This is a genomic window from Georgenia soli (genome assembly GCF_002563695.1).
Lineage (GTDB): Bacteria > Actinomycetota > Actinomycetes > Actinomycetales > Actinomycetaceae > Georgenia > Georgenia soli.
In genome coordinates this window covers 2462174-2488546 of the sequence record NZ_PDJI01000004.1, presented here as the reverse complement: position 1 = coordinate 2488546, position 26373 = coordinate 2462174, and the positions used below count along the sequence as shown (strand labels likewise).

The window sequence follows — 26373 nt, the reverse complement described above, 5'->3', positions numbered from 1 at the left end:
GATGACGTCGGAGATGCTGTTCACGGCGTTCGTGCTGGCGGTCGGGCTCGAGCGGCTGGCGGAGCTGGTGGTGGCGCGCCGCAACGCGGCCTGGAGCTTCGCCCGCGGCGGGGTGGAGTCGGGCGCCGGCCACTACCCGGTGATGGTAGTGCTGCACACCGGCCTGCTGGTCGGCGCCCTCGCGGAGGTCTGGCTCCTGGGGCGGGTGTTCGTCCCGGCCCTCGGCTGGCTGATGCTCGCCCTCGCGGTGGGCTCCCAGGCGCTGCGGTGGTGGTGCATCCGGACGCTGGGACCACGCTGGAACACCCGGGTCATCGTCGTGCCGGGCCTGCCCCTGGTGGAGGGCGGCCCGTACCGGTGGTTCCGGCACCCGAACTACGTGGCCGTCGTCGTGGAGGGGTTCGCGCTCCCCCTCGTCCACAGCGCCTGGATCACCGCGTCCGTGTTCACGGTGGCGAACGCGGTCCTGCTGAGGGTGCGCATCCGCACCGAGAACCGCGCGCTCGCCGCGGCCTACGCGCCGTGATCGACCTGATCGTGGCCGGGGGCGGTCCCGCCGGGCTGGCCACCGCGCTGCACGGCGCCCGTGCGGGGCTCTCCGTCGTCGTCCGGGAGCCGCGCCCCGCCCCGATCGACAAGGCCTGCGGCGAGGGGCTCATGCCGGCCGCCGTCGCCCGCCTGGCGGGTCTGGGGGTGGACCCGGCCGGCCAGCCGCTCCACGGGATCCGGTACCTCTCCGACGGCGCAGCCGCCGAGGCCTGCTTCCCCGCCGGCCCGGGCCGCGGGGTCCGCCGCACCGTGCTGCACGCCGCGCTGCGCGAGGCCGTCGACGCCGCCGGGGTGCCGGTGGAGCGGGGCAGGGTCGGCGAGATCGTCCAGCATCGCGACGGCGTCGAGGTCGACGGCACCCCGGCCGGGCACCTGGTGGTGGCCGACGGGCTGCTCTCCCCCCTGCGCCACCGGCTGGGGCTGGCGGCCCCCGCGCGCGGCCCACGCCGGTTCGGGCTGCGCCGGCACGTCCGGGTCGCGCCGTGGACGGACCTGGTGGAGGTCCACTGGGCCGACCGCGCCGAGGCGTACGTGACGCCCGTGGGGCCGGACGAGGTGGGGGTGGCGCTGCTGACCTCGGACCGGCGCCCGTACGCGGACCAGCTCGCCGCGTTCCCGGTGCTGCTCGACCGGCTCGGCGGCGCGGAGGCCACCACGACCGTGCGCGGGGCGGGACCGCTGCGGCAGCGGTCCCGTCGCCGGGTGGCCGGGCGGGTGCTGCTCGTCGGGGACGCCGGGGGCTACGTCGACGCCCTGACGGGCGAGGGCGTCTCGCTGGCGCTGGCCCAGGCGGAGGCGGCTGTCGCGGCGATCGTCGCCGGTCGGCCGGAGGACTACGAGGCGCGGTGGCGCCGGATCGTGCGGCGCTACCGGCTGCTCACCGAGGTGCTGGTGGTGGCCGCGTCGGTCCCGCCCCTGCGCCGGGCGCTCGTGCCGGCCGCCCGGGCGCTGCCGCCGGTCTTCACGGCGGCGGTCCGGCAGATCGGCCGCTGAGGCGCCGTCGCTCGCTTGCCCCGCCGTGGCTCTGCCGCTCGGCAGCCAGGCGCCCGGCGCCCGGCGCCCGACAACGCCCTAAGTGCTCGTTTCCGCGTGGGAACGAGCACTTAGGGCGTTCTCGACGTGCGGGTTGGCTCGGCCAGCGCGGCGCGGGGTGTGGCTCGGCGAGCGCGAGCGCGGGTGTGGCGCGGCGTACCGGTGCGGTGCTCAGCTCCAGACGAGCGCCTGGGACGGGTCCTCCAGCACCTTCGCGACGTCGGCGAGCACCCTGGCGCCCAGGCCGCCGTCGACCAGCCGGTGGTCCATGGACAGCGCCAGCTGGGTGACCCAGCGCGGCTTCACCTGGCCCTTGTGCACCCACGGCTGGCGGCGGATCGCCCCGAACGCGAGGATCACGGACTCACCCGGGTTGAGGATCGGGGTGCCGGTGTCGATCCCGAAGACCCCGACGTTGGTGATCGAGATCGTCCCGTCCGACATGTCCTGGGGCGAGGTCTTGCCGGCCCGGGCCTTGGCGGTCAGCTCGCCGAGCGCCACCGCGAGCTCGTGGAGCTTCATGCGGTTGGCGTTCTTGATGTTCGGCACCACCAGCCCCCGGGGCGTCGCGGCCGCGATGCCGAGGTTCATGTAGTGCTTGTAGACGATCTCGTTGGTGGCGTTGTCCCAGGAGGCGTTGACCTCGGGGTGGCGGCGCACCGCGTGGATGAACGCCTTCATGACGATGAGCAGCGGCGTCACGTGGACGTCCGCGAACTCCTTGCCCTGCTTGAGCCGCTCGACGAGCTTCATCGTGCGGGTGACGTCGACCGTGTGGAAGACCGTCACGTGCGGCGCGGTGAACGCCGAGGCGACCATCGCCTCCGCGGTCCGCTTCCGTACCGAGCGGGCCGGCACCCGGGTCTGGCGGCCGTCGGCCGAGACGGTCCCGCCCTCGAGCCAGGGCTCCTCGTCGCCGGGGTAGGTGGCCAGCGGCTGCGCCTCGGTCCGGGCCTGCTGGGCCATCACGTCCTCGCGGGTGATGATCCCGCCGGGCCCGCTGCCGCCGACCGTGGTGAGGTCGACCCCGAGGTCCTTCGCCAGCTTGCGGACCGGGGGCTTCGCCAGGACCCGTACGGCGCCCGGGCCGGCGGGGCTCGGCGCGGAGGCCGAGCCGGCCGGCGACGGCGAGCGCGGCGCGGAGGCCGAGCCGGCCGGCGACGGCGAGCGCGGCGTGGACGCGGCCGGGACGGTGCCGGGCGTGGACGCGGCGGGGACGGTGCGGGGAGAGGTCACCGCCGGCGCCTTGTCGGACGACGCGCTCGCGGGCACGGCGGGTGCGGAACCCTGCGGACGGCTGTCGCGCGCCGGGGCGGCGGGTGCGCCGTCGTGGCTCACGGCGGACCTGCGCGGACGACGGCCGACGGACGCTGGCCGGGTGCCATAGCCGACCAGGACGCTGCCGGAGCTGTCCGCGCCCTCGCCCGCACCGCCGTCGCCGGTACCGCCGTCGTCCGACCCTGCGGCGGCCGACGGCTCGGCGCTCGCGGGGGCGGCTCCGCCGTCGGGCGCGGGACCGCCGGGGTCGACGTCGATGACGACGATCGGGGCCCCGACCTCCACCGTGGTGCCCTCGGGCACCAGCAGCTGGTGGACCTGGCCGGCGTAGGGGCTCGGCAGCTCGACGACGGACTTGGCCGTCTCGATCTCGCAGAGCTGCTGGTTGACGGCCACCGTGTCGCCCTCGGCCACGGACCAGGTGACGATGTCGGCCTCGGTCAGGCCCTCGCCGACGTCCGGGAGTCGGAACTGCTGGTAGCTCGGCACGGGTACGGCTCCTTCAGGTACGGTCCGGCCGCCGGCGCGGCCGCTGTCAGGTTCGGGTGGGCTGCGACGTCAGTAGGCGAGGACGCGGTCGACGGCGTCGAGGACCCTGTCGAGGTTGGGCAGGTAGGACTCCTCGTGCTTCGCGGTGGGGTACGGCGTGTGGTAGCCGCCGACCCGCAGCACCGGGGCCTCGAGGTGGTAGAAGCACCGCTCGGTGACGCGCGCCGCGATCTCGGCGCCCGGGCCGAAGAACGTCGGCGCCTCGTGCGCGACGACGAGCCGGCCGGTGCGCTGCACCGAGGCGGTGATCGCGTCGAAGTCGATCGGCGAGACGGACCGCAGGTCGATGACCTCCAGCTCCGTCCCCTCCCCGGCGGCGACCTCCGCGGCCGCGAGCAGCGTCTTGACGGTAGGGCCGTACCCGACGACGGTCGCGTGCGACCCGGGGCGCACCACGCGGGCCGCGTGCAGGCCGGTGGTCACGCCGGTCTCGGAGAGGTCCACCTCCGCCTGGAGGTCGACGTCGGCCTTGTCCCAGTAGCGGGACTTCGGCTCGAGGAACAGCACGGGGTCCGGCGAGGCGATGGCCTGCTGGATCATCGTGAAGCCGTCCGCGGCGGTGGCCGGGGCGACGATGCGCAGCCCGGGCGTGTGCGCGAACAGCGCCTCCGGGGACTCGCTGTGGTGCTCGATCGCGCCGATGCCGCCGCCGAAGGGCACCCGGATGACGACCGGCATCTGCAGGTCACCGAGCGAGCGGTAGGTGAGCTTGGCGAGCTGGGTGGTGATCTGGTCGAAGGCCGGGAAGATGAAGCCGTCGAACTGGATCTCGCACACGGGCCGGTACCCGGCCATGGCGAGGCCGATGGCCGTGCCGACGATGCCGGACTCGGCCAGCGGGGTGTCGACCACGCGGTCGGGCCCGAAGTCCTTGTGCAGGCCGTCGGTCACGCGGAACACGCCACCGAGCGGTCCGATGTCCTCGCCCATGAGGATGACCTTGTCGTCGCGCTCCATGGCGGCGCGCAGCCCGGCGTTGATGGCGCGGGCGAGAGCCGTGGCGGTCATCGGGCCCCCTCCTCGTCGGCGAAGCCGGCCTCGAACTCGGTCATCTGCGCGCGTTCCTCCGCCACCAGCGGGTGGGGCGCGGTGTAGACGTGGTCGAAGAGCTGCTCGGGCGGTCCGGCCTCGAGGGTGCGGCAGTGGTCCCGGACGGCGGCGGCGAGCTCGTCGGCCTCCTCGTCGACGCCGGCGAGGAACGCCTCGTCGGCGAGCGACTCGGCCAGCAGGTGGGCCTTGAGGCGCGCGATCGGGTCCTTGGCGCGCCACAGGTCCTCCTCGGCGCGGTCGCGGTAGCGCGTCGGGTCGTCGGAGGTGGTGTGCGCCCCCATCCTGTAGGTCACGGCCTCGACGAAGGAGGGGCCGGCGCCGGAGCGGGCCCGCTCGAGCGCCGCGCGCGTCACCGCGTAGCAGGCGATCGGGTCGTTGCCGTCCACCCGTACCGACGGCACCCCGAAGCCGGGGCCGCGCTGGGCCAGCGGCACGCGCGACTGGACGGTGGTGGGCACCGAGATCGCCCAGTGGTTGTTCTGGACGAAGAACACGACGGGCGCGTTCGCGGAGGCCGCGAAGACGAGGGCCTCGCTCACGTCGCCCTGGGAGGTGGCGCCGTCGCCGAAGTAGGCGACGACGGCGCGGTCGCGCTCCGGGTCGCCGGTCCCGACGTCGCCGTCGCGCTGGACCCCCATGGCGTACCCGACGGCGTGGAGCGTGTGGGAGCCGATGACGATCGAGTACAGGTGGAAGTTGTGCGCCCGCGGGTCCCAGCCGCCGTGGCGCGTGCCGCGGAAGAGCGGGAGCAGGTCGCGCAGGTCGACCCCCCGCACGAGCGCGACGCCGTGCTCGCGGTAGGAGGGGAAGACGAAGTCACGCGGGGCCAGGGCGTGGGCGGACCCGATCTGGGCGCCCTCCTGACCCAGGCACGGCGCCCACAGGCCGAGCTCACCCTGCCGCTGCAGGGAGGTGGCCTGGGTGTCGAACGCGCGCGTGAGAACCATGTCCCGATACATCGCGCGCAGGGCGTCGGCATCGAGATCGGCGGCGAAGGGGCCGTACTCGGGGTGGTGGTGACGGTGCCCTTCGGCATCGAGGAGCTGGACGATCGTCGTGGGATCTGACGCAGTCCCCGGCTGGACGGTGAGCGGCTCGGTCAAGCGTGTCCTCCTCGGCAACGGCGCCTCGTGCGCCGCACGGTACCTCACGTGCACCCGCCGCGCTCGGCACTTGGGTGCGTGCGAGCGCGGCGGGTTCGTCAGGACCGCCGTGGGTGGTGGCAGCCCGTAACCTACGCCAGCGTAGGCTACGGCACCGTAACCTCTGGTTCGTGGATTCCTCCAAAGATGGGCCGCCGTGGCTGGTGGCACCGCTGCGTCCGGTGGAGGTTTCCACAGCGTCTCCCGCTGTCCCATGCCGTTCGTGCCTGATTGCGAGGGCGCGCGGAGCACTTGCGGGTGGCCCGCCGAGTGCGACGACTCTCGGGGCCCGGTGGCCGATCGCGGGCCCAGCTGTCTGGGACCTTCGGCGGAGCTGGGCACCGGTCGCGCTGGTACTCGTGGAGGGGTGAGTTCAGCGACCGTGGGCCGGCCGGCCACCAGGCGTCCAGGACGACGCCGCCGCGCACCCGGGTGGGTGCCCGACCAGCACGGCGCGTGGGCCATGATCACGGTGCCGCCCCTCGTCGGGATCGCACTGTCGGGCCCGGCGTGGGCGCACGTCCCGCTGCTGGGGCTGTGGTGGGTCGGCTACCTGGCGTTCTTCGCCGTCGGGCTGTGGCTGCGGTCGCGCCGCAGGCCGCGCTACCTGCCCGCTGCTCGGACCTACGCCCTCGCCACCGTCCCCCTCGCCGCCGCGCTGCTGGTCACCGCCCCGTCGCTGGCGGTGTGGGCGCTGCCCTACGCCCCGCTGGTCGCCGTGACGCTGTGGTGCTCGGCCCGCCGCAAGGACCGCTCGCTCCTCAACGACGCCGTCACCGTCACCGCGGCCGGCCTCATGACCGCGGTCGCCTACGACGCCGGGACCGCCGGCTGGTGGGGCGCCCCCGGCTCCGCCGTCGGGCTGCCGGGGACCTCTCCCGACGGGGCGCTGACCGGCTGGGCGCGGACCTGGCTGGTGACCGGCCTGGTGACGGCGTACTTCCTCGGCACCGTCCTGTACGTCAAGACCAACATCCGTGAGCGCGGCAACCGCACCTACCTCCTCGCCTCGGTGGCGTTCCACCTCGCCGGGGCCGTGGCGACGGCGGCGCTCGCCGTGGTGGGCACGGTCGGCGCGGCGCACGCCGTCGTCTGGGCGGCCCTGGCTGTGCGGGCCGCGGCCGTCCCGCTGGTCGGCGCGCGACGGGGCCGCCCGGTGCGCCCGCTTGCGCTCGGCGTCGGGGAGATCGTGTTCTCGGTGCTCGTGGCGGTGACGCTCCTGGCGGGGTAGGGGCGCCTGGGCGGCGTCAGGACGACGCTCCTATGGTTCGTCAAGTGGTGGGTGAGGGGTTCTCGAGGAGTCGGTAGAGGTCTCGGGCGATGTAGCGCTTGAGGCAGCGTTTGATCTCTCGCGGAGTCTTGCCCTCGCTGGTGCGGCGGGCGGTGTAGTCGCGGGTGGGCTGGTGGTAGCGCTGCCGGGACAGGGCGACGGTGTGCAGGGCGCGGTTGAGCTGGCGGTCGCCGTAGCGGTTGAGGCGGTACCTGGTGGTGGTCTGGCCACTGTTGGCGGGGATCGGGGCGACGCCGGCGAGCATGGCGAACGCGGCCTCGGAGTGCACCCGCCCGGGGTGGGACCAGGCGCAGAGCACGGTCGCGGCGACGATGGGGCCGACGCCGATCTGGTCGAGGAGATCGGGGCGCCAGGCCCGCACGATGGCCAGGATCGCCTTCTCGTGTTCCGCGGCCTCGGCGGCGAGGTCACGGGCACGCCGGGCGAGAGAGCGCAGCACGGTCACGGTCGTGGTCGTCTCGGTGTCCCAGGACGGGTCCAGCCGCAACACGGCGGCGGTGGCGACCATGGCGGGAATCTTCTTTCCGCGGAACCGGGCCCGGATCGGTTCAGGGGCGGCGATGACCAGGCTGAAGAGCTGACGCTGAGCGAGGGTGGCTGCCTCGACCGCGGAGCGGCGGGCGGCGAGCAGGACGGACAGGGCCTGGCGGTCCCCGCCCGCACGCGGGGTGCCCAACCGGGTCCGGGCCATCGCCTCCCGGGCGGCACGCTCGGCGTCGAGCGGGTCGGACTTGGCCCCGTTGCGACGGCGGGCCCGCTCGGGCCGGTCGAGCTCGACCACGACCTCCTGGTCATGGGCGAGGTGACGGGCCAGCCCCGCGCCGTGGCCACCGGTGCCCTCGATCGCCCAGGCCCGCAGGGCGGCGTGCTCATCGGCGAAGGCGGTCAGCTCCTCGTACCCGGCCGGGGTCGTCTCCACCGTGATCTGGCCTAGCAGCGCCCCGGTGCGGGCCTCGACGGCCGCGGCGGTGTGGGTCTGGACATGGGTGTCGACACCGATGATGACGTCGACAACCTCGGACAGTCTGGTCACACTGGTCATGCGTTCTCCTGTTGCCTGGACGGACGCGAAACGGTTCCGGTCCAGGTCGGAGCTTCGGCAGGACTGTGACGGGACACGTCGGCGCGGCTACGCCGACGGTCAAGCTCCTGATCAGGCCAGCTGCTCCGGCTGGGCCGGGGCCGGCGACCACGAACGGACAAGTCGCGCGCAAGGCACGAAGCCAGTCAGTCGAAGGGTCACGTCCGCAATCACCGCCCACAGCCCACCATCAACAGGCTGCAAGAGGAATCCTCACAGTCAGGAGACGGGCAGACCCGCGCGGTCGCGCAGCCAGTCGGCCGCGATGTCGAGGAAGAGGTCGTTGCCCTCCCGCTCCCCCATCGAGACGCGCACGCCCTCGCCGGCGAAGGCCCGCACGAGCACCCCGCGCGCCCGCGCCGCGTCCGCGAACGCGGTGGCGCGCCGGCCGAGGTCGAGCCAGACGAAGTTGCCCTGCGGGTCGGGGATCTGCCAGCCCTGCTCAGCCAGGGCGGCGGTCACGCGGGTGCGCTCGGCGACGACCTGCTCCACCCGGTCCCTGACCTGGTCCTGGCAGTTCAGGGCCGCGACGGCGCCCGCGAGCGCCATGGAGTTGACGCCGAACGGGGTGGCCGCCGCACGGAAGCCGGTGGTGAGGCGGCGGCGGGCGACGGCGTAGCCGACCCGGAGCCCGGCCAGCCCGTAGGCCTTGGAGAAGGTCCGCAGCACCACCAGGTTCTTGTGCTCGTCGACCAGCGCGACGCCGTCGGTCGGGTCGTCCTGGCGGACGAACTCCAGGTAGGCCTCGTCGAGGAGCACCAGCACGCCCGGCGGGACGGTCCCGAGGAAGCGGCGCACCTCGGACTGGGTCAGCGCCGGTCCGGTCGGGTTGTTCGGGCTGCACAGCAGCACCGCACGGGTGCGGTCGGTGATCGCGGCCGCCATGGCGTCCAGGTCGTGCCGGCCGGCGTCGTCGACAGGCACCTGGACCGCCCGGGCGCCAGCCACCTGGACGGCGATGGGGTAGGCCTCGAAGGAGCGCCAGGCCATCACGACCTCGTCGCCCGGCTCGCAGACGGCGGTCAGGACGTGGGCGAGCACCGCGACGGAGCCGTTGCCGACCGTGATCCGCTCCGGCTTGGTGCCGTGGTGCGCGGCCAGCGCCTCGACCAGCTGCGTGGCGTGCATGTCGGGGTACCGGTTGAGGTCGGGGCCGACGTCCGACAGCGCGGCGGCGACGGCCGGCAGGATCGGGAACGGCACCTCGTTGCTGGAGAGCTTGTAGACCTGCCGCCCCCTCGTGCCCCGCTCGCCGGGGACGTAGGCGGGAAGGGCGTCGATGTCGGGCCGCAGGATGACGGAGGTGCGTGCGTTCGCCATGGGGTCATTGTCCACCCCGCCGAGGATGCCCTGTCCCGCCCGTCCGCCCACCCCCGGCGAGTCGTCAACTCCTCCCCGAGTCGTCAACTCCTCCCCGAGACGTCAAGTTCTCCGTGAGCGGTCAAAATCTCCGTGAGACGTCAAGTTCTCCGTGAGCCGTCACGTCCTCCCGGAGAGGTCGTGGGCGCGGCCGGTTACCCGAGGAGCAGGCGGACGGCCAGGGCGATCATGACGACGCCGATCACGAGGTCCAGCACCCGCCAGGTCACGGGCCGGGCGAGCACGTGCGACGCAGCCCGGGCGCCGAACCCGAGCGAGGTGAACCAGATGACGCTCCCGGTGGCGGCGCCGGCGGCGAACCACCACCTGCCCGGGTCGCCGTGCTGGTTGGCGATAGAGCCGAGCATGAGGACGGTGTCGAGGTAGACGTGCGGGTTGAGGTAGGTCAGCGCGAGGGTCGTGACGACGGCGGAGCCCAGGCTGCCCGCGCGGGTCTGCGCCGCGTCCAGCCCCTGCGGCCTGCGTAGCCGCAGCAGCGAGAGGACGCCGTACCCCAGCAGGTACGCGGCGCCCACCCACCGCAGGACGGTCAGCAGGGTGGGGTGGTCCCGCACGACGGCGCCCACGCCGCCCACCCCGGCCAGGATGAGCAGCGCGTCGGAGACGGCGCAGATCGCGACGACCACGCCGACGTGGCGGCGTGCGAGCCCCTGACGCAGGACGAAGGCGTTCTGCGCGCCGATGGCGACGATGAGCGACAGGCCGGTGAGGAGCCCGGCGAGGGCTGAGGACACGGGCGCCGATCGTACGCGGGCGAAGTCCGTCACTTCCCGGACGCCCGGTGGCAGGATCGGCTCCATGAGGTTCGTCGTGCAGCTTCTCGTCAACGCCGCCGCCATCTGGTTCTGCGCCTGGCTGCTCGACGGCATCGAGCTCGCCCCCACCTCGAGCACCGGGTCGACGCTGCTCGAGCTCGCCGTGGTGGCGGCGGTGTTCACGGTGGTGAACATGTTCGTCCGGCCGGTGGTGGCGCTGCTGTCGCTGCCCTTCTACATCCTCACGCTCGGGCTGTTCTTCCTGGTCGTGAACGCCCTGATGCTGATGCTGACCGGGTGGATCACCTCGTTCACCGACTTCGGCCTGCAGGTCGACGGGTTCTGGAACGCCCTCGTGGGCGGGCTGATCATCTCGGTCGCCACCTGGGTGCTGCAGCTGCTCATCCCCGGCGACCAGCGTTGACCCTCGGGCACGCTGGGGCCATGGAGACGCTCAGCCTGTTCGACGACACAGACCTCGCGAGGGTTCTCGCCGTGGTCGCCCACCCCGACGACATGGAGTACGGCGGCGCCGCCGCGGTGGCGTGCTGGACGGCGCGCGGCGTGGAGGTGGCCTACGCGGTGGTGACCAGCGGCGAGGCGGGGATCGACTCGCTCGCACCGGAGCGCGCCAAGCCGTTGCGCGAGCGCGAGCAGCGGGAGGCGTGCGCACGCGTCGGGGTGACCGACCTGTGCTTCCTCGGCTTCCCGGACGGGACGGTCGAGTACTCGCTCCAGCTGCGGCGGGCCATCGCCGCACAGGTTCGCCGGTTCCGGCCCGACACCGTGGTCACCGGCGGGTTCCGTGAGACCTGGCCGGGCGGCGTGCTGAACCAGGCCGACCACGTCGCCGTGGGCCGGGCGGTGGTGGACGCGGTGCGCGACGCGGGCAACCGGTGGGTCTTCCCCGACCTCGTCGGCGAGGGGCTCGAGCCCTGGAACGGTGTGCAGACGGTGCTCGCGTTCGGCTCGCCGCTCTCCGCGCACGCGGTGGACGTCACCGAAGGCTTCGCGGCCGGCGTGGCGTCGTTGGAGGCGCACGCGGAGTACCTGGCCGGCCTTGGCGACTCCGCCCCGGTGCCCGCCGAGATGCTCGGCGAGATGCTCGGGACGACCGGGCGTGCGGTGGGGGTGGCCCACGCTGTCGCCGTCGAGGTGCTGCGGCCCTGAGGCGCCGCGTCATCGGCGCCGGATCTCGAACACGAGAGACTCTGTCCGCGCCCCCTCCTCCGTCACGCCCATGGCGTCCCGGCTGCGCGTGAGCCACTGCTCCACCGCCGGGTCCTGGATGCCGGGCAGCAGGTCAGCCGCGGCCCGGTAGCCGGGCAGCCGGTGCGCGTCACCGAGAGAGGGCGGCTCGGGCCCGCCGACGGCGACCGTGACGTGGTTGGGGGCGGGCTCGTTGGGGGCGCCGTCGAGCCCGACGACGGGGTCCTGGACGTGCTCCAGGCTGAGCACCTCCACCCCGGCGGGCACCTTCACGGTGGCGACCGGGCTGCCGGCGGTGAGCACGGTGGAGATCCGGAACTCTCGCCGTAGGACAGGGTCCGCGGCCAGGCGCGTGGCGACCAGCCCTCCCTGGCTGTGGCCCACCAGGGCGACAGGCTCGCCGCGGGAGATGCCCGCCTGGTGCATCGCCGCCGCGACCCCGATCGCCAGGTCGGTGCGCAGGCCGGCCATCGCGCGCAGGTTCGTCTCGTTGTCCATCGGGTTCTCGCCACCGGCCCACGGGTCCTGCGTGCCCGGGATGACCACGGTCCAGTGCCGGCTCCCGTCCGGGGCGGTGGTGCGCAGGATCTCCACCGCCCCCGTGCCCCGGAGCGCGATCTCCTCCTCCAGCGCGGGGATGCGTCCGAGCACGTCCGACTCGGTGCGCGGGACCGGCACGGGCCTGCCCAGCGTGGTGGCGAGCGCGCCCGCGGCGACGCCGTCGTAGGTGCGTCCGCGGTTCGGCAGCACGGAGAGGTTGGTGAGCCAGGGCAGCATCCCCACCGCCGAGCGCTGCACCGGGGTGAGGTCGCTGACGTCCACCAGCTCGCCGTCGAGCACGACCTTGCCGAAGACCACCTCGTGGTTCATGTACTGCAGGTGCTCGGCGAGGGCCGCGGTGTGGCGCTGGGCGAGGATCGCGTCGGGCACCGCCGACTGCTGCAGGCTCGCGCGGGCCGAGACCAGATGACCGCCGACCCTTGCGACGTCGAGCCCACGGAGCGCCAGCCACACGCGCGTCGGCATGAGCTTCGGCGGCGCGAGCGCGACCGCGTAGCGCAACGGCGGCGGGCCGAAGGCGGTCGTCGCACGCCGTTCTGCCTCCTCGTACCAGAGCCGCTGGAGCTCGAGGTCGTCGGCGAGGTCCCGGATGCGCCGCTCGAGCGCCTGCAGGCCGTCACCGAGGAACCGCGCCTCGCGTAGCCGTTCCTGCACCGTCAGGACCGACGGGACCAGCTGGGTGAGGTAGTCCAGCACGTGCGCCTCGATGGCGCCCGCCCGCCGGTCGGCGTCCGCGACGAGATCCGCGGCGTCGAGCAGCCTCGCACGCAGGGCGGCCAGCTCGGCCGTGTCGACGGACATGGCCGCCCTGCCGCCGGTCACCATGACCCGCGTGGCCCACGGCTCGCGCCCGGCGGGTGTCCATCCGACGTCCGGCTCGCTGCGCAGTCTGGTCATACCGTCCCTCCCGCGAGGCGGGCCTCGAGCTCGGCGTCGGCCACCGCCGCGGCGTGGTCCGCCACCCGCAGCGCCCGGTCGACGGACTGGGAGTGGTGCAGGACGGACAGCACCACGTCGGTGAAGGTGCTCGCCCCGGCGCCGGTCCAGTCGGCCGGGAACGCCGCGCGCAGCTGCGCCTGGGCCTCCCCGAGCCGGCCGAGCGCCGCCTGGATGTCGGCCCGCATGGCCGAGATCCCGCCGTCGCCCGGGTAGCACCTCGGCGCCTCGCTCATCCGTGCCCCCTCCTCGTGGCAGCCGCCGCCCGGACTGCACCGGCCGCGCCGCCCCGGCCCCGTCCGTCCGTCCCGGTCAGCACGCTAGGCAGGGCCCGCGGGTGCCGGTCGTCCACCGGCGCGCCACTGTGGACGACGACGCACCCCACCCTCCTGTGGACGGCCCCCGTCGCACTCGGCAGCTGTGTCGACAGCCGCCCCTACGCGGCGGGCCTGATCGCTGTGCGGGCAGTCCGAGGGGCGGCCAGGATGGCGCCATGTCGACGTACCGGAAGTCGGACCACGGCAACCCGCGCACGCTGCACTACGAGGTGGCCGGGCTGCGCTGGCTGGCCGAGGCGTCGAGAGCGGGCGGGGTGGCGGTCGCGGAGGTGGTCGCCGTGTGGCCGGACGCCCTGGAGACGCGGATCATCAGCCACGGCGCCCCGACCGAGCAGACGGCGGAGGCCTTCGGCCGGGCGCTGGCCCGCACGCACGCGGCGGGCGCGCCGCACCACGGCTGCCCGCCGCCGGGGTTCGGCGGGCACGGCTTCATGGGCCGGGCGACGCTGCCGCTCCGGGACGCGCCGCCGGAGGACGGCGGCACGTGGGGCGAGTTCTACGCCACGGACCGGATCCTGCCCTACCTCGAGGACGCCGTCGCCAACGGCTCGATCGACGACGACGGCGCCCGCACCGTCCGGCGCTGCGCCGAGCGGGTGGGGGCCGGGACGTACGACGCGCCGCAGCCGGCCCTGGTGGACGGCGTGGCACGACTGCACGGGGACCTCTGGTCCGGAAACGTGCTCTGGGCTCCCGGGACCGGTGCCACGCTCATCGACCCCGCGGCGCAGGGCGGGCACGCCGAGTCCGACCTCGCGCAGCTGGCCGTGTTCGGGGCCCCGTACCTCGACCGGGTCCTGGCGGCCTACGACGAGGTCTCACCGCTCGCCGACGGGTGGCCAGAGCGCGTCGGGCTGCACCAGCTGCACATCCTCATCGTGCACGCCGCCCTGTTCGGCGGCCCGTACGGTGCGCGCACCGTCTCCGTGGCGGAGCGGTACGCGTAGTCACGCGCGGGGCTGGCGCTCCGCCCACTCGGCCAGCTCCACGCGCGGGCCGGTGAAGAAGGGGATCTCCTCGCGCACGTGGCGGCGGGCCCCGACGGCGCGCAGCTCCCGCATGACGTCGACGATGCGGTGCAGCTCGGGCGCCTCGAAGGCGAGGATCCACTCGTAGTCACCGAGCGCGAACGCGGAGACGGTGTTCGCGCGCACGTCCGGGTAGTCCACCGCGGCCATGCCGTGCTCGCGGAGCATCGCGCTGCGCTCCTCGGCGGGCAGCAGGTACCACTCGTAGGAGCGCACGAACGGGTACACGCACAGGTAGTCGCCGGGCTGCTCGCCGGCCAGGTAGGCCGGGACGTGCCGCTTGTTGAACTCCGCCTGGCGGTGGAGCCCGACGACGGACCAGACCGGCTCGAGGAAGGCACCGAGGTCCGAGGCGAGGAGGCGGTGGTAGGCGTCCTGCACCTCCTCGATGGTCGCGGCGTGCCACCACACCATGAGGTCGGCGTCCGCGCGCAGCCCAGCCACGTCGTACCAGCCGCGCACCTCCACGCCGGTGCCGGCCACGGCCTCCTGGGCGGCGGCCACGAGGGAGGCCCGCACGTCGGCGTCCCCGGGCAGCGGGGCGGCCGTGGCGAAGACGGACCACATCGTGTAGTTGATCGAGGCGTTGATGCTCTCGACGTCGGCACCCTCGCCGATGCGCGGGACGGGCTGACTCATGGACACTCCTTCATCTGTTCCGCGGGGCGCGGAGCTTGGGTCTCGCGGTGAGATGTCGGCGGCCCGCCGACGGTGGGTGACGTCCCGGAGGAGCTGACGTCTCACCGAGAACTTGACCTCTCGCCGAGAACTTGACCTCTCGGCGAGAACTTGACGGCTCAGCGAGTGAGTGACATCTCGGCGGGGTCGCCGCAGGCGGCGGGGACGGTGGACTCGACGCCGGCGCGCAGACGGCAGCACCCGGGGGCGCACACGTCGCGCCAGGGACCGAGGGCGCCGACGGTGACCTTCTCCGGGTTCTCGCCGCGCTCGGACGCCGCGCGCTCGACCAGCAGGTCGACGAGACCGGCGACGAACTCCGGCGCGGTGCCCGCGGTGGCCGCCCGCTCCATGCGCAGGCCGAGCTCGTCGGCCGTCTCGCGCGCCTCGGTGTCGAGGTCGTAGATGACCTCCATGTGGTCGGAGACGAACCCGATCGGCGCGAGGACGACGTGCTCGGCGCCGTCGGCCTTCAGCGCCGCCAGGGTCCGGTTGACGTCCGGCTCGGTCCACGGGGTGAAGGGCGTGCCGGAGCGGGAGCAGTAGGCGAGCTCCCACGGGATCTTGTGGCCGAGGCGCTCCGCCGCCCGCTCGACCACGGCGGCGGCGACGTCGAGGTGCTGGGCCGAGTAGCTGGCCCGCGACTCCGTGCCGGAGGCCACCTCCATCGTCGTCGGGATGGAGTGGGTGACGAACACGAGCGGCGCCTGCGGCGACGGCGCGGCCCCGAGGCGCTCGTAGGCCTCCACGACCGCGTCGACGTTGGCCGCGACGAACCCGGGGTCGTTGAAGTAGGCGCGGACCTTGTCGATCGCGAGTTCGCGGCCCTCCTCGGCCAGCGTGAGGATGGACGCCGCCAGGTTCTCGCGGTACTGCCGGCACCCGGAGTACGAGGCGAACGCGCTCGTCACCAGGGTGAGCACCCGGCGGGCGCCCGACTCGTGGAGGTCGCGCAGGACGTCGGTGAGGTAGGGGTCCCAGTTGCGGTTGCCCCACACCACCGGGACGTCGACCCCGCGGGCGGCGAGCTCGGTGCGCAGCTCGGCGAGCAGGGCCTTGTTCTGGTCGTTGATCGGGCTCCTGCCGCCGAAGGCGTAGTAGTGCTCGCCGACCTCCTCCAGGCGGGAGTCGGGGATCCCGCGCCCGGCGGTGACGTTGCGCAGGAAGGGCACGACGTCCTCGGGCTTCTCGGGCCCGCCGAAGGACAGCAGGAGGACGGCGTCGTACGGGGTGAGGCTGGTGGTCATCGGGCTCGTTCTGTCTCGGGCGGCACGGGGGCCGGGGGCGGCGCCTCCACGGAGGCGGGGGTCGGGGCAGGAACCTGCGCCTCTGACGAGGCGGGGGTCGAGGCTGGTGCCGGGGTCGAGGCTGGGGTCGGGGCGGGCGCCTGGGTCGAGGCGGGGGCCGGCGCCGCGGGCGAGGCGGGGGCCGGCGCCGCGGGCGAGGCGGGGGTCGCGGCGCGAGCCGCGGCGTCCTCGGGGACGACGAGCGGGGCGGCCACCGGCACCGTGGGCACCGAGGGGGCGTCGCTCGCCTCGTCGGGGCTCGGCACCCGGACACCGAGCGCGATCTCGAGGGCGCGCAGGTGCTCCTCGGTACGTCCCTCCCGCCCCGCGGAGCGGGCGAGCACCGTGGGCTCGTGCACGAGGCGGGCGGCCAGGCGGCGCAGCGCCTGGGCGGCACGCTCGGCCGAGATGGCGCCGTCCGCGGGCAGGCGGTCGAGCTCGGCGGCGACGGCGTCGGCCACCTTCGTCCGGAGGGCGACGACGGCGGCGTCCATCCGCCGCTCCGCCGTCAACTCCGCGAGCGTCCGCACCCCGTCGGCCACGATCTCCCGGGCGCGCAGCACCTCGGCGGCCGTGGTGGCCGGCGCGTGCTCACGCACCGTGGCGAGGTCGACGAGCAGCACCCCGGGCAGGTCGGCGACCGCGGGCTCGACGTCCCGGCGCAGCGCGAGGTCGACGAGGACGAGCGGCCCGGCCCCCTCGGGACGCCCGTCCGCCGCTGCGGCGACCGTGGCGACGTCGAGCACGGGGGTCCCGGTGCCGCGGCAGGTGACGACCAGGTCCGCGCCGCGCAGGGCCTCGGCCAGGTCGCTGGCCGCGACGGCGATGTCGTGGGAGGCGGCGAAGGCCTCCGCCCGGCCGGAGGCCGACCAGACGACGACGTCGTCGGCGCCGCGCTCGCGCAGGGCGGCCAGGGACGCGCCGGCGTAGGAGCCGGTGCCCACCAGCAGCGTCCGGTGCCCGGACCAGCTGCCGTGGGGGACGGGGCTCTCGTGCGGGTCGGCGGGCCACTCGGCGACGCCTCGTTCGCACGCCGTCGCGGCGAGGCGGGCGGCCGCGAGGTCCAGGGCGACGGACACGACGGAGCGGCCGGCCCGGGCCAGGTCGGTGGCGACGGCCACCTGCCGCGAGGTGCGGGTGGCGTGCTGGAGCGTCTGCTCGAGCAGCGGGGAGGTGGTGCCCTCGGCGCGGGCCGCCGCGAGCGCCCGGCGGACCTGCCCGGTGATCTCACGCTCACCCACCACCATCGAGTCCAGCCCGGCGGCCACCTCGAAGAGGTGGGAGACGGCCTGCTCCCCGCTGGCCGGCCTCATGAGGCGGGCGACCTCGTCGACGTCGGCGCCGGCGCTGCGGGCGACGGCGCGGTAGGCGGCGGCCGTGGCGGCGGCCTCCCCCGCAGAGTCGTCGGCGTCGACGTAGACCTCGAAGCGGTTGCAGGTGGCCAGCACGACGGCCCCGTTGACGGCAGGGTCCTCCGCCACGACCTGACGGCCGAGGTCGTGCGCGCCCGAGCTGAGGCGGTCGATGTCGGCGAGGTCCAGGTCGTGGTGGTTGGCAGAGAGCATCAGAAGCACCACAGGACCCATAGTGAACCATTCCCCGGCCGGGAAGGCACAATGGCCAGCGTGACAAATTCGACGACGACCTCAGAGGTATCGGTGGAAATTCCCGCACCCGCGCTGCTCCAGGCATTTGGAGGACACCGCCCGGACACCCTCCCGGTGTGGTTCATGCGACAGGCCGGCCGCTCGCTGCCGGAGTACCGGAAGCTGCGCGAGGGGGTCGGGATGCTCGACTCGTGCCTGCGCCCCGAGCTGGCGGCGGAGATCACGCTGCAGCCGGTGCGCCGCCACGGCGTGGACGCGGCGATCCTCTTCTCGGACATCGTGGTGCCGCTGCGCCTGGCCGGGGTGGACGTGGAGATCGTCCCCGGTGTCGGGCCCGTGGTGGCCGAGCCGGTGCGCACCCGCAGCGACGTGGACCGCCTCGTGGCCCACCGCCCGGGTGACACGTCCCCCGTCGCCGAGGCGATCCGGATCGTCCTCGACGAGCTGGGCGACGCGACGCCGCTGATCGGCTTCGCCGGCGCCCCGTTCACCCTGGCCGCCTACCTCGTCGAGGGCCGTCCCTCGCGGGACCACCTGGCGGCGCGGGGCCTCATGCACTCGGACCCGGAGACGTGGCGACGCCTGATGAACTGGACGGCGGACGTCACGGGCGAGTTCCTGCGGGCCCAGGTGCTCGCCGGCGCCCGCGCCGCGCAGCTCTTCGACTCCTGGGCGGGCTCGCTCTCCCTGGCCGACTACCAGGCGCACGCCGCCCCGTACAGCGCCCGCGCGCTCGCCCGCATCGAGGACCTCGACGTCCCCCGCGTGCACTTCGGCACGGGGACGGGAGAGCTCCTGGTCGCGATGCGCGACGCCGGCGCCGACGTCGTCGGCGTGGACTACCGCATCCCGCTGGACGAGGCGAACCGCCGCCTGGGCGGGCGCACCCCGCTGCAGGGCAACATCGACCCGGCGCTGCTGACCGCGCCGTGGCCGGTGCTCGAGGCGCACGTGCGCGACGTCGTCGAGCGCGGCCGGTCGGCACCCGGCCACGTGGTCAACCTCGGTCACGGCGTCCCCCCGACGACGGACCCGGCCGTCCTCACGCGCGTCGTCGAGCTCGTGCACTCCCTGTGACCGCCTCGCGCCCGCCGGCCCCCCCGCCCTCCGCCGACGACGACGGCACGCTCGACGCCGTCGTCGCGGGGGCGGGGGTGGCCGGCCTGGTCGCGGCGCGCACGCTCGCGCTGCAGGGCCTGCGCCCCCTGGTCCTGGAGGCGGGCGAGGCGGTGGGCGGGCTGGTGACGGGCGGCGTCGTCGGCGGCCTCGAGGTGGACCTCGGTGCCGAGGCCTTCGCGCTGCGCCGCCCCGAGGTGCGCGCGCTCGCCGACGAGCTGGGCCTGCCGGTCGAGGTGCCCACGGGCGGGTCGTGGGTGTACTCGGCCGGTCGCGCCTTCCCCATCCCGGCCGAGAGCATCCTCGGGATCCCGGCCGACCCGTCCGCGCCCGACGTCGCGCCCGCGCTGGGACCGGAGGGCACCGCCCGCGCCGCCCAGGACGCCGAGCTCGACCCTGCCGTCGGCGCCGACGCCCAGGACCTCGCCGGCCTCGTGCGTGCCCGGATGGGCGAGGCGGTGCTCGACCGGCTCGTGCGCCCCGTCGCGGGCGGCATCCACGCCGCGGACCCCGCCGACCTGGCGGCCGACGCCGTCGTCCCGGGCCTGCGGGCAGCCCTCGCTGAGCACGGCTCCCTGGCGGCCGCCGTCCGGGCGCTCCGGTCCGCGGCACCGTCCGGGTCGGCCGTGGCCACGACGACGGGCGGGCTGTTCCGCCTCCCGCGCGCCCTGGCCGGCGCGGTGGCCGCCGCCGGCGGCGAGGTGCGCACCCGCACGACCGTGACCGGTCTGCGCCGGGCCGGCGGCGTCTGGGAGGTCGACGTCCTGGACGAGGGCGCCCCCGCCCGGCTCCGCGCCCGGCGGGTGGTCCTCGCCACACCGGGGCGCGCCGCGCTGGACCTGCTGGCGCAGCTGCTCCCCGGCCCCCTGCCGGACCTGCCCGCCGGCACCGCCCTGACGCATGTCACCCTGGCCGTGCGCGCGCCGGCGCTCGACCGGGCGCCGCGCGGCTCCGGCCTGCTCGTCGCGCCGGGGCCGGGCCCCGTCCGCGCCAAGGCCCTCACCCACGCCTCCGCGAAGTGGCCCTGGCTGGCCGCGGCGACCGCCGCCGGGGAGCACGTCCTGCGGCTGTCGTACGGGCGTCCCGGGGAGCCCCCCGCGGGCGTGGACGTCGACCGGGCCTGCTCGGACGCCGAGCTGCTCCTCGGCGAGGCGATCGCGGAGGTCCGCGACGCCGTCGTCGTCGCCCGCGAGGGAGCGCTGGCCCCGACCACCCCCGCCCACCGGGAGGCCGTCGCCGAGCTGCAGGCACGCGCGGCCGCGCTCCCCGGCCTGGCGGTCACGGGGTCCTGGGTCGCGGGCACCGGGCTCGCCTCGGTGGTGCCGCACGCCCGGGCGGCCGCCTCGGCGCTGGCCCCACAATTCCCGCAGGAGTGATTTCCGCCACGTTTCTGATAACATTTCTCTGGTCGTCCGAAAATTCATGGTGACGGGGCGTCAGGAAATGTGCTGACAGATCGTCATAACAATCGAGGTGACGCATTGTCAGGAAAGCGGCTTCGACATTTCCGGGCAGCGTTGCGACACTGGACGGCGTGAGTCTGACGACCGCGCCTCTGCGCATCGGAACCCGGGGCAGCGACCTCGCCCTCACCCAGACCAGGACTGTCGCCGATGCCCTCGGCGCCGCCTCTGGCCGGGAGGTCGAGCTCGTCCGTGTCCGCACCGAGGGCGACCGCTCGGCCGCCTCGCTGTCCGCGATCGGCGGCACCGGCGTCTTCGCCGCAGCCCTGCGCGAGGCGCTCCTCGCCGGCGAGTGCGACGTCGCCGTGCACTCGCTCAAGGACCTCCCCACCGCACCGACGGCCGGGCTGAGCCTCGGCGCCTTCCCGGAGCGGGCCGACCACCGCGACGTGCTGTGCGCGCGGGACGGCTGGACGCTGGCGACCCTGCCCGCCGGCGCCCGGATCGGCACGGGGTCCCCGCGGCGGGCCGCGCAGCTGCGGCTGGCCCGCCCCGACGTCGAGGTCGTCGACATCCGCGGCAACGTCGGCACGCGCCTCGGCCGCGTCGGTGACGACCTGGACGCCGTCGTGCTCGCCGCCGCCGGGCTCACCCGGCTCGGGCTGCTCGAGCACGTGACCGAGACGCTGGAGACCGACGTCATGCTGCCCGCGCCCGGGCAGGGCGCCCTCGCGGTGGAGTGCCGCACCGAGGACCTCCACGGCACCGAGCTGGGAACCTGGATGCGCAAGATCGACAGCGTGGGGACCCGCCTCACCGTGCTGGCCGAGCGCGCCGTCCTGCGCACCCTCGAGGCGGGTTGCACCGCCCCCGTGGCCGCCCACGCCGAGCTGCTCCCCGCTGACGGCGACGCCCCCGCGCGCCTCGAGCTGCGCGCCGGGGTGTTCGACCCCGCCGGCACCCGCAGCCTGGTCGGCACGGCCGTCGAGGAGATGGACGGGCTGCCGGTGAGCATGGAGGCGAACGGCATCGCCATCAAGCAGGACGTCTTCCTCAGCCTCGCCGTCGACCTGGGGGTCTCTGCGGCCGAGCAGCTGCTCGAGGACGGCGCGGCCGAGGTGGCCGGGCTCCGCACGCACGAGGTGGCTCCCGCCGTCGACGCCGCGGGCGAGGACCGGCCCGCCGGACCGGTGGCATGACCACGTCCGGACCTCGCGTGCTCGTCCCGCGCACCCGTTCGGACGACACCGTGGTCACCGCCCTGCGCGAGGCCGGGTACTCCCCCGTGCCCACCGCGCTGGTGACCTCCGCCCCCGTGGACCCGCCCGACGAGCTCGACCGGGCACTGCACGCCCTGGGCGAGGGAGCGCACTCGTGGCTGGCGGTCACCAGCGCCACCACCGTCCGGGTGCTGCTCTCGCGCGCCGCGGCGCTGGGCACCACACTGCCCGCCCTGGTCGGGAACACCCCGGTGGCAGCCGTCGGCCCCGCCACGGCCGCGGCCCTGAACGCCGCCGGCGTCGACGTCGCCCTCGTCCCCGACGGCACCGTCTCCTCCGCGGCGGCGCTCGTCGAGTCCTGGCCCGCGGCGCCGCGCGGCGGCATCGTGCTGCTGCCGCGATCGGAGATCGCCGCCCCCACCCTCGCCACCGGGCTGCGCGAGCGCGGCTGGCTCGTGGACGACGTCGTCGCCTACCGCACGGTGACGGCCCGGCCCGCCGACCCGGCCGTGGCGGCGGACCTGGCCGCCGGCCGGATCGACGCCGTCCTGCTCACCTCCGGCTCCACCGCGACGGCCCTCGTCGAGCTGTACGGCCCGCTGCCGGACCAGCTCGTCCCCGGCCCCCGACTGGTCGCGATCGGCTCCTCCACCGCGGAGGTGGCCGCCCGCGTGGGGCTGACCGTCCACGCCGTCGCCGCCGAACAGACCCCCTCCGGGCTCGTGGCCGCCCTGGGCCATGCCCTCGCCCACCGATCGGAGCAGCACCGATGACCGTTCCTCCCACCACCGCCGGGACCGCCTCCGCCGGTCCCGCCTCCGCCGGGACCGCCCTGGCCGGCCGCGCGTCCGGCGTCCCGGCCGTGCGCCCCGTCGACCGTCCGCGCCGCCTGCGCGCCACCTCGGCGCTGCGCGGCCTCGTCTCCGAGCACCGGGTCCACCCGCGCGACCTGGTGCTGCCCATGTTCGTCAAGGAGGGCGCGGACGCGCCTCTGGCGCTCGGCTCGATGCCGGGCGTCGTGCAGCACACGATGGACTCGCTGCGCCGCGCCGCCGTCGAGGCGGCGGAGGCAGGGATCGGTGGCCTGATGCTCTTCGGCGTGCCGGCCGTGCGTGACGCCGTCGGCACGGGCGCCACGGAGCCGGACGGCATCCTCAACGCCGGCCTGCGTGCGCTCGTCGAGGAGGTGGGGGACGCCGTCGTCGTCATGTCCGACCTCTGCCTCGACGAGTTCACCGACCACGGCCACTGCGGCGTGCTCGACGGCGCGGGCCGGGTCGACAACGACGCCACCCTGGTGCGCTACCAGGACATGGCGCTCGCGCAGGCCGCCACCGGCGCCCACATGCTCGGGCTCAGCGGCATGATGGACGGCCAGGTGGCCGCGGTGCGCGAGGTCCTCGACCGCGACGGGTACACCGACACTTCGGTGCTGGCCTACTCCGCCAAGTACTCCTCCGCCTTCTACGGACCCTTCCGCGACGCCGTCGAGTCCCAGCTGCAGGGCGACCGCCGCACGTACCAGATGGACCCCGCGAACCGGCGCGAGGGCTTGCGCGAGGCCACGCTCGACCTGGCCGAGGGTGCCGACGTCGTCATGGTCAAGCCCGCGATGAGCTACCTCGACGTCCTCGCCGACGTCGCCGAGGTCTCGCCCGTGCCCGTCGCCGCCTACCAGGTCTCCGGCGAGTACGCGATGATCGAGGCCGCCGCCGCCAACGGCTGGATCGACCGGCGTCGTGCGATCGAGGAGTCCGTGCTGGGCATCAAGCGCGCCGGCGCGGACTTCGTGCTGACCTACTGGGCCACCGAGCTGGCCGGCTGGCTGCGCTGACCAGCGACCCAGCTCCTGGCGGGCTCCCGATCCCGCCGTCAGTCATGATTCGGACCACTGCTACAACTTCGGTGCGGTAGTGGCACCGAAGTTGTAGCAGTCCCGGTCCGCAGCACCCCCGGAGCACGCCCTCTCACACCCACCACGCACGGACTGCGCGGAGCCGCAGAACAACAGAAGGAGACCGATGACCGGCGTCGACACCATGCACGACCTCTTCACCCGCGCCCGGGCCGTCATCCCCGGCGGGGTGAACTCCCCCGTGCGCGCCTACGGCTCGGTGGGCGGCGACCCGCGGTTCGTCGCCTCGGCGTCCGGCCCGTACATCACCGACGTCACCGGCCGGCAGTACGTCGACCTGGTGATGAGCTGGGGTCCCGGGCTCCTCGGTCACGCGCACCCCGAGGTCGTCCAGGCCGTCGAGGCGGCCGCACGCAGGGGTCTCTCCTTCGGCGCCCCCACGGAGGCGGAGGTCGAGCTCGCCGAGGCCGTGCGGGACCGGGTGCCCGCCGTGGAGAAGGTCCGCTTCGTCTCGACCGGCACCGAGGCCACGATGACCGCGATCCGGCTCGCCCGCGGCGCCACCGGGCGCGACATCGTGGTGAAGTTCTCCGGCTGCTACCACGGCCACGTCGACGCCCTGCTCGCCGAGGCGGGTTCCGGCGTCGCCACCTTCGGCCTGCCCGGCTCGGCCGGCGTCACCCCCGCCACCACCGCCGAGACGATCGTGGTGGCCTACAACGACGTCGCCGCGCTGGAGGCCGTCTTCGCCGAGCGCGGCGACGAGATCGCCGCCGTCATCACCGAGGCCGCCCCCGCGAACATGGGCGTGGTCCCTCCCGAGGAGGGCTTCAACGCCGCGATCCGCCGCCTCACCGCCGCGCACGGCGCCCTCATGATCCTCGACGAGGTGCTCACCGGCTTCCGCGTGGGCCCGGCCGGGTGGTGGGGTCTCGACGGCGCAGCGGCCGGCGGCGACGTCACCGCGACCGGATCGGCGCCCTGGACGCCCGACCTGTTCACGTTCGGCAAGGTCGTCGGCGGCGGGATGCCGCTCGCCGGGCTGGGCGGGCGCGCCGAGCTGATGGACCTGCTCGCCCCGTCCGGCCCCGTCTACCAGGCCGGCACCCTCTCGGGGAACCCGCTGGCGACGGCGGCCGGCCTGGCCACCCTGCGCCTCGCCGACGACGCCGTCTACCGCCACGTGGACCGGGCCGCCGGGACCGTCGCGGACGCCGTCGGCGAGGCGCTCGACGCGGCCGGCGTGGCCCACCGGGTGCAGCGCGCGGGCAGCCTGTTCTCGGTCTTCTTCGGCGAGGCCGCGGCCCGCGACGGGGTCCGGAGCTACGCCGACGCCCAGGCGCAGGACACGTTCCGGCACCCGCCGTTCTTCCACGCCATGCTCGACGCCGGGGTGGCCCTGCCGCCGTCGGTGTTCGAGGCGTGGTTCCTCTCCTCCGCGCACGACGACGCGGCGGTCGAGGCGATCCTCGCGGCCCTGCCCGGGGCGGCGAGGGCGGCGGCGGCCGCGCAGCCCGCCTGACGCGGCACCGCGCACGTCCGGACGGGGCGCCGCACACCTTGGTGAGCCCGCGCGGCGCACGCCGTCACAGACCGAGGACCGCCCGCGCGACGAGGAAGTAGATCACCAGCCCGGCGGCGTCGACGAACGTCGTGATGAACGGGTTGGAGAACACCGCCGGGTCGGCGCCCAGCCTCCGGGCCGCCAGGGGCATGACGCCGCCGACCGCCGCGGCCAGCGTGCACACGGCCAGGAGCGTGATGCCGATGACCGCACCGACGGCCGCGCCGTAGAACAGCGAGGCCAGCACGAACCCGGCGGCGCCCAGGACGAGGCCCAGGCTCGCGCCCGTGCGGGCCTCACGGGCCAGCACCCGGCCGACGTCCCGGGGTCTGACGTCGCCGAGCGCGAGCGCCCTCGTGATGGTCGTCGCCGCCTGGTTCCCGGTGTTCCCGCCCGTGCCGATGAGCAGGGGGATGAACACGGACAGGACCACCATCTGCGCGATGGTGGCCTCGAACGCCTCGAGCACCCGGACGGTCAGCGTCGCGCCGACACCGAGGACGAGCAGCCACACCACCCGCGAGCGCACGACCGCCCGCACCGGAGTCGCCAGGTAGGGGCGCCGCAACGGCTCCGAGCCACCGATCCGCGCCTGGTCCTCGCTCTCGGCCTCCTCGAGGATCCGCAGTGCGTCGTCGACCGTGAGGATGCCGACCAGCCGCTCCTCCTCGTCCACCACGAGCAGCGCGAGGAGCTTGAGGTCGGCGCAGCGCCGCGCCGCCGCCTCCGCGTCGGAGGCGGCCGGGACGGCGTAGGGGGCGCGCATGAGGTCCTCGACCCGGACCGAAGTCGGCTCGGAGCGCATGAGGTCGCGCAGGCTGACGACGCCGACCAGGCGACGCCCGTCGTCGACCACCGGGACCGTGTAGACCGTCTCGGCGTCGTCGATCCTGGACCGGACCCTGGCGAGCGCCTCCGGCACGGTGTCCCCCGGGTGGACGGTGACGTATCCCGGGCTCATCCGGCGGCCGATCGAGCGGGCGGGATAGCCGAGCACCACCGCGGTGAGCTCGCGCTCCGCGGGAACGAGCCCCCGGAGGAGCCTGCTCGCGACGGTCGCCGGCAGCTCGTCGAGCAGGCTGACGCGGTCGTCCGGGCCGAGTCGGGCGAACACGCCCGCGACGTCCTCGTCCTGCAGCCCGCGCACCAGCTCACCCTGGAGCGTCGGGTCCAGCGCCTCGAAGACCTCCAGCGCCTGCTCCTTGGGCAACAACCGGTACACGACCGCCCGGTCGCGGCCGGGGAGCCGCTCGAGCACCGCGACGACGTCCGGCACCGTGAGCGGCGCGAGCACGCCGGCGAGGTCGGCGACCCGCTGCTCACGAAGGGTCCGTTCGACCGTCGCGGTCGTCCGGTCCAGGTCCAGGTCCCCGACCCCAGTCATCGCCGCCCTCCTCCGTAGGTCCGCCGTCCACCCAACACCATGGGGGCGTGGGGCGCGGACCCGCGCGGGGGCTGAGGGTGC

The 26373-nt window shown here is 74.9% G+C and carries 24 protein-coding genes; 12 read left to right on the top strand and 12 right to left on the bottom strand.

Annotated elements, in window-relative coordinates; translation table 11 throughout:
* The first annotated feature begins 1 nt into the window (after position 1).
* Both ATJ97_RS12590 and ATJ97_RS12585 read left to right on the top strand, forming a co-directional pair.
* The gene (locus tag ATJ97_RS12590) at positions 2–526 is read left to right on the top strand and encodes an isoprenylcysteine carboxyl methyltransferase family protein (RefSeq protein WP_098484040.1); all 525 of its coding nucleotides are present in this window, start codon (positions 2–4) and stop codon (positions 524–526) included.
* Positions 523–1542 (top strand): NAD(P)/FAD-dependent oxidoreductase, encoded by a 1020-nt coding sequence (locus tag ATJ97_RS12585; RefSeq protein WP_098484039.1) that lies wholly within the window; start codon positions 523–525, stop codon positions 1540–1542. Before ATJ97_RS12590 ends, ATJ97_RS12585 begins: the two co-directional genes overlap by 4 nt.
* 210 nt (positions 1543–1752) lie before the next feature.
* On the opposite strand, the gene ATJ97_RS12580 is transcribed toward ATJ97_RS12585, so the two are convergent.
* The 3 genes from ATJ97_RS12580 to pdhA form a co-directional block, all read right to left on the bottom strand.
* Positions 1753–3348: a dihydrolipoamide acetyltransferase family protein gene (locus tag ATJ97_RS12580; protein WP_098484038.1), complete on the bottom strand. Its 1596-nt coding sequence runs from the start codon at positions 3346–3348 to the stop codon at positions 1753–1755.
* 69 nt (positions 3349–3417) lie between these two features.
* Entirely contained in the window at positions 3418–4416 is a 999-nt protein-coding gene (locus ATJ97_RS12575; RefSeq protein ID WP_098484037.1) for an alpha-ketoacid dehydrogenase subunit beta, read from the bottom strand.
* On the bottom strand, positions 4413–5561 hold the full coding sequence (gene pdhA / locus ATJ97_RS12570) for a pyruvate dehydrogenase (acetyl-transferring) E1 component subunit alpha (protein ID WP_245862467.1): 1149 nt from the start codon (positions 5559–5561) through the stop codon (positions 4413–4415). The genes ATJ97_RS12575 and pdhA overlap by 4 nt, the downstream gene beginning before the upstream one ends.
* A 406-nt stretch (positions 5562–5967) precedes the next feature.
* Between pdhA and ATJ97_RS12565 the strand changes: the two genes are divergently transcribed.
* A complete protein-coding gene (locus ATJ97_RS12565) occupies positions 5968–6831 on the top strand; it encodes a YwiC-like family protein (protein WP_245862464.1) in 864 nt (287 codons plus the stop codon).
* Positions 6832–6871: 40 nt separating this feature from the next.
* Here the strand turns inward: ATJ97_RS12565 and ATJ97_RS12560 are convergent, their stop codons facing one another.
* From ATJ97_RS12560 to ATJ97_RS12550, 3 genes are all read right to left on the bottom strand, one after another.
* The gene (locus tag ATJ97_RS12560; protein ID WP_098485410.1) at positions 6872–7924 is read right to left on the bottom strand and encodes an IS110 family RNA-guided transposase; all 1053 of its coding nucleotides are present in this window, start codon (positions 7922–7924) and stop codon (positions 6872–6874) included.
* A 267-nt stretch (positions 7925–8191) separates the two neighbouring features.
* Complete coding sequence (gene hisC / locus ATJ97_RS12555; protein ID WP_098484034.1) at positions 8192–9292, bottom strand: histidinol-phosphate transaminase; 1101 nt, start codon at positions 9290–9292, stop codon at positions 8192–8194.
* 194 nt (positions 9293–9486) lie between these two features.
* Entirely contained in the window at positions 9487–10086 is a 600-nt protein-coding gene (locus ATJ97_RS12550) for a LysE/ArgO family amino acid transporter (protein ID WP_245862462.1), read from the bottom strand.
* A 64-nt stretch (positions 10087–10150) separates the two neighbouring features.
* Between ATJ97_RS12550 and ATJ97_RS12545 the strand changes: the two genes are divergently transcribed.
* On the top strand, positions 10151–10531 hold the full coding sequence (locus tag ATJ97_RS12545; RefSeq protein ID WP_098484032.1) for a phage holin family protein: 381 nt from the start codon (positions 10151–10153) through the stop codon (positions 10529–10531).
* A 20-nt stretch (positions 10532–10551) separates the two neighbouring features.
* Positions 10552–11277, top strand: a complete 726-nt coding sequence (locus ATJ97_RS12540; RefSeq protein ID WP_098484031.1) for a PIG-L deacetylase family protein — start codon at positions 10552–10554, stop codon at positions 11275–11277.
* 9 nt (positions 11278–11286) lie between these two features.
* Here ATJ97_RS12540 and ATJ97_RS12535 read toward each other — a convergent pair whose 3' ends face one another.
* Together ATJ97_RS12535 and ATJ97_RS12530 are read right to left on the bottom strand one after the other, a co-directional pair.
* Positions 11287–12774 carry a hypothetical protein gene (locus ATJ97_RS12535; protein ID WP_098484030.1) on the bottom strand — a complete coding sequence of 496 codons (1488 nt, stop codon included), beginning with the start codon at positions 12772–12774 and terminating at the stop codon, positions 11287–11289.
* On the bottom strand, positions 12771–13049 hold the full coding sequence (locus ATJ97_RS12530; protein ID WP_098484029.1) for a hypothetical protein: 279 nt from the start codon (positions 13047–13049) through the stop codon (positions 12771–12773). The genes ATJ97_RS12535 and ATJ97_RS12530 overlap by 4 nt, the downstream gene beginning before the upstream one ends.
* Positions 13050–13306: 257 nt before the next feature.
* On the opposite strand from ATJ97_RS12530, the gene ATJ97_RS12525 reads away from it, so the two are divergent.
* Positions 13307–14098 carry a fructosamine kinase family protein gene (locus ATJ97_RS12525; RefSeq protein ID WP_098484028.1) on the top strand — a complete coding sequence of 264 codons (792 nt, stop codon included), beginning with the start codon at positions 13307–13309 and terminating at the stop codon, positions 14096–14098.
* Here the strand turns inward: ATJ97_RS12525 and hemQ are convergent, their stop codons facing one another.
* The 3 genes from hemQ to ATJ97_RS12510 all read right to left on the bottom strand — a co-directional run bounded on the left by hemQ (position 14099) and on the right by ATJ97_RS12510 (position 17708).
* Entirely contained in the window at positions 14099–14818 is a 720-nt protein-coding gene (gene hemQ, locus ATJ97_RS12520; protein WP_098484027.1) for a hydrogen peroxide-dependent heme synthase, read from the bottom strand. It lies immediately after the preceding gene.
* Between the two features lie 158 nt (positions 14819–14976).
* Positions 14977–16104, bottom strand: a complete 1128-nt coding sequence (locus tag ATJ97_RS12515) for a ferrochelatase (protein WP_098484026.1) — start codon at positions 16102–16104, stop codon at positions 14977–14979.
* Complete coding sequence (locus ATJ97_RS12510) at positions 16101–17708, bottom strand: glutamyl-tRNA reductase (protein WP_170037433.1); 1608 nt, start codon at positions 17706–17708, stop codon at positions 16101–16103. The genes ATJ97_RS12515 and ATJ97_RS12510 overlap by 4 nt, the downstream gene beginning before the upstream one ends.
* A gap of 51 nt (positions 17709–17759) precedes the next feature.
* Here ATJ97_RS12510 and hemE point away from each other — a divergent pair, with 51 nt between their 5' ends.
* The 6 genes from hemE (at position 17760) to hemL (ending at position 24866) form a co-directional block, all read left to right on the top strand.
* Positions 17760–18827: a uroporphyrinogen decarboxylase gene (hemE, locus tag ATJ97_RS12505; protein ID WP_098484024.1), complete on the top strand. Its 1068-nt coding sequence runs from the start codon at positions 17760–17762 to the stop codon at positions 18825–18827.
* The gene (locus tag ATJ97_RS12500; protein ID WP_098484023.1) at positions 18824–20242 is read left to right on the top strand and encodes a protoporphyrinogen/coproporphyrinogen oxidase; all 1419 of its coding nucleotides are present in this window, start codon (positions 18824–18826) and stop codon (positions 20240–20242) included. Before hemE ends, ATJ97_RS12500 begins: the two co-directional genes overlap by 4 nt.
* A gap of 158 nt (positions 20243–20400) precedes the next feature.
* Positions 20401–21468 carry a hydroxymethylbilane synthase gene (gene hemC / locus ATJ97_RS12495; RefSeq protein ID WP_245862456.1) on the top strand — a complete coding sequence of 356 codons (1068 nt, stop codon included), beginning with the start codon at positions 20401–20403 and terminating at the stop codon, positions 21466–21468.
* Positions 21465–22262 carry a uroporphyrinogen-III synthase gene (locus tag ATJ97_RS12490; protein WP_098484022.1) on the top strand — a complete coding sequence of 266 codons (798 nt, stop codon included), beginning with the start codon at positions 21465–21467 and terminating at the stop codon, positions 22260–22262. Before hemC ends, ATJ97_RS12490 begins: the two co-directional genes overlap by 4 nt.
* A gap of 89 nt (positions 22263–22351) precedes the next feature.
* The gene (hemB, locus tag ATJ97_RS12485; protein WP_245862849.1) at positions 22352–23323 is read left to right on the top strand and encodes a porphobilinogen synthase; all 972 of its coding nucleotides are present in this window, start codon (positions 22352–22354) and stop codon (positions 23321–23323) included.
* Between the two features lie 187 nt (positions 23324–23510).
* Entirely contained in the window at positions 23511–24866 is a 1356-nt protein-coding gene (hemL, locus tag ATJ97_RS12480; RefSeq protein ID WP_098484020.1) for a glutamate-1-semialdehyde 2,1-aminomutase, read from the top strand.
* 64 nt (positions 24867–24930) lie between these two features.
* Here hemL and mgtE read toward each other — a convergent pair whose 3' ends face one another.
* Positions 24931–26292 carry a magnesium transporter gene (gene mgtE / locus ATJ97_RS12475; RefSeq protein WP_098484019.1) on the bottom strand — a complete coding sequence of 454 codons (1362 nt, stop codon included), beginning with the start codon at positions 26290–26292 and terminating at the stop codon, positions 24931–24933.
* Between the last annotated feature and the right edge of the window lie 81 nt (positions 26293–26373).